The following is a 233-nucleotide window of genomic DNA, read 5'->3' as shown; positions in this document are numbered from 1 at the left end:
GGTTCGGTGGAAGGCGGCCGTGCCATAGAGCGCGCCGCCGCCGGCACTTTCACCGGCCTCGGGCTTGAACTCGGCGGCAAAGACCCCGGTTATGTGATGGAGGATGCCGATCTCGACGCCGCCGTCGATACGCTGATGGATGGCGCCACCTATAATTCCGGGCAGTGCTGCTGCGGTATCGAACGCATCTATGTCAACGAGAACCTCTATGACGCATTCGTCGAGAAGTCCGT

General features: G+C 61.4%; 1 protein-coding gene. It reads left to right on the top strand.

Features of this window, described 5'->3' with window-relative positions; translation table 11 throughout:
* On the top strand, positions 1-233 hold a 233-nt coding region (locus SB764_RS44900), incomplete at both ends, for an aldehyde dehydrogenase family protein (protein WP_410867423.1).

The sequence above is a fragment of the Paraburkholderia sp. SIMBA_027 genome (assembly GCF_046535315.1).
GTDB lineage: Bacteria > Pseudomonadota > Gammaproteobacteria > Burkholderiales > Burkholderiaceae > Paraburkholderia > Paraburkholderia tropica.
The sequence above is the reverse complement of the archived record's forward strand: the minus strand, read 5'-3'. Positions and strand labels throughout refer to the sequence as shown.